Here is a 7,138-nt window from a genome sequence, read left to right on the forward strand (position 1 = left end):
CTCGCAATGACGGAGAAGAAACCGAAGTGATCAAGCAGATGACGTATCAGAGCGCGCTGAAGCGCCGCTCGCCCATCAGCCGGTCGCGGGCGCGGGCGATGAGGGCGGGGCGGATGCGGGCGACGTCCTCGCCGTCGAGGAGCGGCGAGCCGGCCAGCGCGCCGAGATAGGCCTCTTCCCGGTCGCGGCAGGTGGAGACCGCCTTGGTCGCGGCGAAGCTCCGGCTCGTGGTGCGGACCTGATCGGAGAAGGCCTCGTCGAGGCAGGTCTGCCACGCGGCGTGGCGCGCGCCCTCGGAACTCTCGGCGCGCGCGGGGAGAGCCGCGAGCAGGGCGAGGGCGGGAAGGCTGGCGAGGAGGACGCGACGCATGGGCAAGCGGACCCTGGGACGGCGAACCTGAGGCGTGGACGGCGTTTTCCGGGGCGGTGCCCGCTCGCGGAAACGTCTCGTCAACCTTGGTCGTCACCCCGTTAAAGTCTGCTAACGCGCGAGAGGTGGGCTTGGTCCCGTTTCGGGACCGGAAAAGGTCGGCTCAGCGGTTGGCGGCGGTGAGCGGCGAGGCGTCGCGGCCGAGCGCCATCCAGCCGACCGCCTCCTGGCTCTCGCGCTTGACGAAGGTGTAACCGGTCTGGCGCCAGGGCAGCACCGCGTTGGTCTTGTTGTCGAGCACGAGGTCGCCGCGGTTGGTGAGGATGGTAAGGACGGCGTGGCCCTCGCCCTTCTCGTCGATCACCACGGTCATCCGCATCGCCCGGCGCGGCAGGCCGGCCTCGACCAGCAGGCGGCGCTTGAGGAGCTGGAAGTCCTCGCAATCGCCGCGGCCGTCCTCGGCGAGGTCCCAGCGGTCGGCGGCGCGCCAGTGATCCTGATCCGTCACCGCCTCCACCGCCCGGTTGATCCGGCGGTTCACCGCGTTGATCGTCTGCCACAGGGCCGGCGTCAGGGTGATGCTGGCGGGCTCCGTGCGGTCGACCGCGCACTCGGCCGGGTAGCGCTCGCAGAACTCGGCCCAGGCGGCGATCGGCCGGGCCGGGCCGGTGGTGACCGCCGACAGGCTCATCGCCGGAAGCGCGGCGGTGGTCTGCGCCTCGGCCCGCGGGGCCGGCGCGGCGAGGAAGGTCCCGGCCAGGGCGAGGCCCGCCAGCAGGCGGGTCGTGACAGCGCGCGAGGGCCGAACGACACAGAGCTTGGAGAACGCGATACGCATGGCCCTGACCGAGCAGTTAAGCTTCCGTTAATGAAGCTCTCACAGCCGCCGGCCCGCCGCAATCGCCGGGTTAAAAATCGGTTAACGCGATCTGTCGCATTTGAGTGGACGGCCGCGGGGGAAGGGTCGGGCCTGCCGGCGCGGTCCGAAACAAGTCCGCGGCACCGTCACCCGGCTCGGTGGTCCGGCCGGCACGGGGCCTGCTACGCTCGAGCGCAGCCCTCGACCCAAAAAGCCTTTCCGATGACGAGCGAAGTGCCTTCCGCCGAAGCCGTGCAGCCCACCGATCGCGGGCCGCCGGTGATCCGCACCGTGGCGATGCCGACCGACACGAACCCCGCCGGCGACATCTTCGGCGGCTGGCTGATGGCGCACATGGACATGGCCGCCGGCAACGTCGCCGCCCGCCGGGCGCGGGGGCGCTGCGCCACGATCTCGGCGGAGGCGATGACCTTCCACCGGCCGGTCTTCGTCGGCGACGAGGTGAGCTTCTACGCCTGGATCGTGAAGACCGGCCGCACCTCGATGGGCATCCAGGTCGAGGTCTGGCGCCGCGAGCGGGAGGGCGAGGCCACGATGAAGGTGACGGAGGGCCTCTTCACCTTCGTCGCCATCGGCCCGGATCGGCGGCCGCGGCCGATCCCGGAAAACGCGTGACCGGCGACGTCACCGCGGCGGCAGGGACAGGAAGAAATCGACGATGGCGCGGCTGGCGTCGAGCTGAGGACTCACGCGGCCGATGAGAAACGGCGGGGCGAATTGCGCACCGCCCGGCCAGGTATGGCCGCCGCCGACGACGGTCAGAACCGTGACCGGACCGGCGGCCGCGCAGCCCGTATGGCGCCTGCGAACGATGCGGGTCGGATCGGCGGGGACGGCCGGCGGCAGCGCTTCCTCCGCGCTCCGGCGATCGCAGCCGTTGCGCCGGGCCCAGACATCGACGGTGTCGGACACCGAGGCGACTTGGCCGCCCTCGCCGCGCCCGCCGAAATCCGCGACCCGACCGCCGGCGAACGGCATGATCGGATCGGCCGTGCCGCTGACCTGCATCACGGCGACGGTTCGGGCGGGCCGGCAATGCGGGGCGAGATCGGCGGGGAGCGTCCCCGCGACCGGCGCGATGGCGGCGATGCGCTCGGACAGGTCGCAGCCGAGACGCTCCGTGAAGAGCGCACCGTTGGAGAGGCCGGTCGCGTAGATGCGGTGGCGATCGACGGGCAGGCTCGCCGCGACGCGGTCGAGCAGCGCGGCGACGAAGCCGACATCGTCCTGCGGGTTGCGGATCGTGGCGCGTCCGTCGTTCCAGTGCCCGTCGATCCCGTCGGGGTAGACGGCGACGAAGCCGCGCGTGTCGGCCAAGCCGTCGAGCCCCGTCAGGCGGCGCATCCGGGCGCCCCGGCCCCCGCCGCCGTGGAAGGCGAGGATGACGGGAAAGCCGCTCGGCGGCGGCGACGCGTCCGGGATGTGGAGGGTGTAGGTCCGCGCCGTATCCCCGATCCGAACCTGCTCCGACCGATCCGCCGCCGAGGCCGCCGTCGCGAGACCGAGCGCGAGCAGGGCCGCGATCGTGGACAGGCGCCGCATCGAGACCCTGGAAGAACTCAGTGCATCGTCAGCGTGGTGAGCCGGCGCGCGCCCGCGTGCTGGTGGAGGAAGGCGCTCATCTCGGCGAGCACCGGGGCCTTGCGGCGGAAGCTGACGGAGAGCGCGAGCAGCGTGTCGGAATGGTCGAGGCCCTCGTAGACCCGCTCCTGCACCGGCACGCGGGCGGTGCGCAGGCGCTCGGCGAGGCTCGCGGTGTTGCGGGGCTTCACCACGGTGTCCTTGTCGCCGGTGGCGAGGAAGGTTGGCGGCGAGTGGGCGCCGGCGAAGGAGACGGGCTGCGTCGCCTCCGGGTCGGGCGCCTGCCCGAACACCTCGATCGAGGTTGTCTGGTCGAAGGGCAGGAAGTCGTAGGGGCCCGACAGCCCGGCCACCGCCCGCACCGCCCGCGGATCGACGCCGGCCTGGCGCAGATATTCCGGGTCGAGCCCGAGCATCGCCGCGTTGTAGGCGCCCGCCGAGTGGCCGGCCAGCACGATCCGGTTCGGGTCGCCGCCCTGCGCGGCGATGTTGTTGCGCACCCAGGCGATCGCCGCCGCCCCGTCCTTCAGGAACTCGGGAAAGCGCGCTTTCGGGTAGAGCCGGTAGTCCGGCAGCACGGTCACGAAGCCCTGCGCGGCGAAGGCCTGCGCGGCGAAGGCGTAGTCGTCCTTGCTGCCGCTGCTCCACGAGCCGCCGTAGAAGAACACCAGCACCGGCGCCCGCTCCACCGGCACCGTCGGCACGAACACGTCGAGGCGCTGGCGCGGATCGGCGCCGTAGGCCGCGTCGCGGACCGCGAGGCGCCCGCCCTTGTCACGCGGCCCCAGCGCGTCGAACAGCGCCAGCGGCGAGCAGCCGCTGAGCCCGAGGGCGGTGAGCCCGAGGCAGACCAGGGAGACGAGGGAGACGAATGCCTTGATCATGTGACTCGTGATTGACGCGGCGGTCGCGGCGGATTCATGGCCACGCGGTGGCGGTGTTGGGAGTTATGTCCTCAGGACGATGCAGGCGCCGCCGACCCCGCGGATCTTCTGGCAGAGGCCGTCGGCGGCGGCCCGGCTCTCGGCCGGAATGCGCACCCGGTAGAAGGTGCGGGTGCCGCGGAAGCGCAGGCGCGTGCCGATGATCATCGGCCGCACCTCGCCGATTACGCTGGTGTAGCGGGTGCGCGCCCGCTGGAAGCTCGCCAGCGCCAGCGACTTGGAAAAGTTTCCGGCGAGCTGCACGCCCCAGGGCGCGGCCGGGCCGCCCTCGATCGCCAGCGCGAACCGGTCCCCGCGCGACGGGATGCGCAGGGCCGCGGTCACCTGCAGGCAGGTCTGCGTCTCGGCCTCCGGCGGGGGCGGCTTGTCCTCGGGCTTCGCCTCGGCCTTCTTCCCCGCCGGATCGGACCCTTCCGGCATCTCGACGGTGGCGTTCGGGCGCCAATCCTCCGCCGGCCGGCCGGTGATGGCGATGACGTAGGCCCGCGTCTCCGCGGGCAGGCCGCCGCTGCCGGCGAGCCAGGCCGAGACCCGCCCCGGCCCGCCGTTATAGGCCGCCGCGGCGAGGCCGAGATTGCCGAATTGCCGCTTGAGATCGGACAGGAAATGCGCGGCGTGCGGGATCGCCTGTTCGGGGTCGAACGGATCGCCGAGGCCGCGGTCCCTGGCCGTGCCCGGCATGAACTGCGCCACGCCCTGCGCGCCCGCCGGGCTCACCACGCCGACGCGGAACGAGCTCTCGCGCCAGATCAGCCGGGTCAGGAACGGGACCGGCAGGCTGCGGGCCCTCGCGGACTCTTCGATCAGCCGGCAAAGCGCCTGCTCCACCGTCTCGCTCTCGGGCGAGGGGGCCGCGCGCGAGGGACCGGCGAGCACGGCGAGGGCGGCCGGCAGGAGGACGAGGGCGAGACGGGGCACGGCGGCTCATCTAGGGCGACGTTTCCGTAAGGGGATGGCCGTCGTCCGACTCGGACGGTCCTGCATCATGGGCAGGCATCATGATGCAGGTCTTGCGCTCGCCCGGCAGCGTTGTCCCTTCGAACGCTTCTTAGAATCGCACTATTTTTCTACGCTCCTCCACGTTAGGCTCGATGCTTGCAACGAGCCGGACGCCAAGATCCAGAGGTCAAGATCCGGCCGCGCGAGGAGGAACACCATGCTCGAAGAGCGCATCTCGGAGATCGAGGCCGAGGCGGCCGCCAAGACGGTGTCCGAGGCCGTCACCCGGCTCGGCGCCTGCCCGCACGACTGCCCCGATACCTGCTCGATGATCTACACCGTCGAGAACGGGCGGCTGATCGACGTGCGCGGCAACCCCGACCACCCGATGACCCGCGGCGCGCTCTGCGGCAAGCTCAAGGACTTCGACCGCCACCACTACAATCCCGACCGCGTCCTCTACCCGATGCGCCGCGCCGGCCCGAAGGGCAGCGGCCAGTTCGAGCGCATCACCTGGGACGAGGCGCTTTCCGAGATCCACCGCCGGTTCAGCGCCATCATCGCGACGCACGGGGCGGAAGCGATCCTTCCCTACAACTACCTCGGCAACGAGGGCGTGGTGCAGGGTCTCACCGTCGGCGACGCCTTCTTCAACCGCCTCGGCGCGACGGTGGCCGAGAAGACGTTCTGCGGCTCCGGCTCGTGCACGGCGTGGCTCCTGACCGTCGGGCCCACCAACGGCACCGACCCGATGAGCTTCGAGCAGTCGAAGCTCATCGTGATCTGGGGCTGCAACTCGGTCTCGACCAACCTGCACCACTGGCACGTGGTGAAGGAGGCGCAGCGCAACGGCGCGAAGGTCGTGGTGATCGACCCCTACCGCTCGCGCACGGCGGCCCAGGCCGACTGGCACCTGATGCCGAAGCCCGGCACCGACGGGGCGCTGGCCATGGCGATGATCCACGTCATCATCGAAGAGGGCCTGACCGACGACGACTACATCGCCCGCCACACCGTCGGCTTCGAGCCGCTCAAAGAACGGGCGCGGGCCTTCACCCCCGAATACGCCGCCGGGATCTGCGGCATCCCGGCCGAGGACATCCGGCACCTCGCGCGGGAATACGCCACCACCCCCAACGCGGCGCTGCGGCCCGGCGTGGCGGTGGAGCGCAGCGCCGGCGGCGCCCAGGCCCTGCGCGCCATCTTCTCGCTTCCGGCGCTGACGGGGTCCTGGAAGGATCCGGGCGGCGGAGTCTACCAGATGCCGCTGTGGGAGTTCCCGGTGCACTGGGACCGGGTCTGCCGGCCGGACCTGATCCCGGAGGGCACGCGGGTGGTCAACGTGCTCAAGCTCGGCGAGGTGCTGACCGGCGAGGCGGGAATCGAGCCCGGCATCCACGCCCTGATGGTCTACAACGCCAACCCGGTCTCGAACTCGACCGAGACCGCCAAGATCAAGCGCGGCCTCGCCCGCGAGGACCTGTTCACGGTGGTCAGCGAGCACTTCGTCACCGACACCGCCCGCTACGCCGACATCCTGCTCCCGGCCACCATGGCGGCCGAGCACGACGACATGATGTTCTCCTGGGGGCACTTCTTCTTCACCCTGAACCAGAAGGCGATCGAGCCGCCGGGCGAGACGGTCTCGAATGCCGAGCTGTTCCGGCGGCTGGCCAAGACCTTCGGCTTCACCGAGCCGCAATTCTCCATGAGCGAGGCGGAGCTCATGGAATGGTATCTCGACTGGGAGAGCCCGAAGCTCGGCGGCATCTCCATGGATCATTTCCGCCAGCAAGGCTGGTACCGCCTCAATATCGGCGACCCGGCCACGCGCACCCCGCACGCGGAGGGCAACTTCCCGACGCCGTCGGGCAAGTGCGAGTTCTACTCGGAGGCGGCGGTCACGGGGGGCAACTTCGTCGCCCCGCCCTTCCGGCAGATGTACGAGCAGTTCCAGGGCGGCGAGCCCCTCGACCCGCTGCCGGGCTACGTGCCGGCCAACGAACGCCCGGAGACGAATCCGGGGCAGGCCGAGCGCTATCCGCTCAACATCGTCTCGCCGAAGAGCCACGGCTTCCTCAACTCGCAATACGCCAACGAGGCGCACAAGGTCCGGGCGCAGGGCGAGCAGACGATCCTGATCAACCCGGCCGACGCGACGAGCCGCGAGGTCACGGACGGGGCGCTGGTGCGCGTCTTCAACGACCGCGGCGCCTTCCACGGCCAGGCGCGGGTGACCGACGAGGTGCCGCCGGGGCTGGTGATCGCCTCGCTCGGCTACTGGCACTCGCTCAACCGCGACGGGGCGGTGAACGTCATCAGTGCCTCGACCTACGGCGGCATGGGCCACTCGCCGACCTTCAGCGACAACCTCGTGCAGGTCGGGCTGGCGCAATGACTTGGCTTTAACCCTCCCCCCTCTGC

At 71.0% G+C, this 7,138-nt stretch carries 7 protein-coding genes; 2 read left to right on the forward strand and 5 right to left on the reverse strand.

Annotation, left to right across the window (positions count from 1 at the left end; translation table 11 throughout):
* Positions 1-46: 46 nt before the first annotated feature.
* On the reverse strand, positions 47-370 hold the full coding sequence (locus MFF42_RS22320) for a hypothetical protein (RefSeq protein WP_238257852.1): 324 nt from the start codon (positions 368-370) through the stop codon (positions 47-49).
* 163 nt (positions 371-533) lie between these two features.
* Positions 534-1,208, reverse strand: a complete 675-nt coding sequence (locus tag MFF42_RS22325; RefSeq protein WP_238257854.1) for a transglutaminase-like cysteine peptidase — start codon at positions 1,206-1,208, stop codon at positions 534-536.
* Between the two features lie 243 nt (positions 1,209-1,451).
* Here MFF42_RS22325 and MFF42_RS22330 point away from each other — a divergent pair, with 243 nt between their 5' ends.
* Positions 1,452-1,865, forward strand: coding sequence for an acyl-CoA thioesterase (locus tag MFF42_RS22330; RefSeq protein ID WP_238257856.1), 414 nt, complete (start codon positions 1,452-1,454; stop codon positions 1,863-1,865).
* A 9-nt stretch (positions 1,866-1,874) separates the two neighbouring features.
* On the opposite strand, the gene MFF42_RS22335 is transcribed toward MFF42_RS22330, so the two are convergent.
* The 3 genes from MFF42_RS22335 to MFF42_RS22345 form a co-directional block, all read right to left on the reverse strand.
* Entirely contained in the window at positions 1,875-2,792 is a 918-nt protein-coding gene (locus MFF42_RS22335; protein WP_238257857.1) for a CE1 family esterase, read from the reverse strand.
* 17 nt (positions 2,793-2,809) lie between these two features.
* Positions 2,810-3,715, reverse strand: coding sequence for an alpha/beta hydrolase (locus tag MFF42_RS22340; protein ID WP_238257858.1), 906 nt, complete (start codon positions 3,713-3,715; stop codon positions 2,810-2,812).
* 63 nt (positions 3,716-3,778) lie between these two features.
* Positions 3,779-4,693, reverse strand: coding sequence for a lytic transglycosylase domain-containing protein (locus MFF42_RS22345; RefSeq protein WP_238257859.1), 915 nt, complete (start codon positions 4,691-4,693; stop codon positions 3,779-3,781).
* 238 nt (positions 4,694-4,931) lie between these two features.
* Here MFF42_RS22345 and MFF42_RS22350 point away from each other — a divergent pair, with 238 nt between their 5' ends.
* Positions 4,932-7,112, forward strand: coding sequence for a molybdopterin-containing oxidoreductase family protein (locus MFF42_RS22350; protein ID WP_238257861.1), 2,181 nt, complete (start codon positions 4,932-4,934; stop codon positions 7,110-7,112).
* The last annotated feature ends 26 nt before the right edge of the window (positions 7,113-7,138 follow it).

It is taken from the genome of Methylorubrum podarium (assembly GCF_022179745.1).
Classification (GTDB): domain Bacteria; phylum Pseudomonadota; class Alphaproteobacteria; order Rhizobiales; family Beijerinckiaceae; genus Methylobacterium; species Methylobacterium podarium.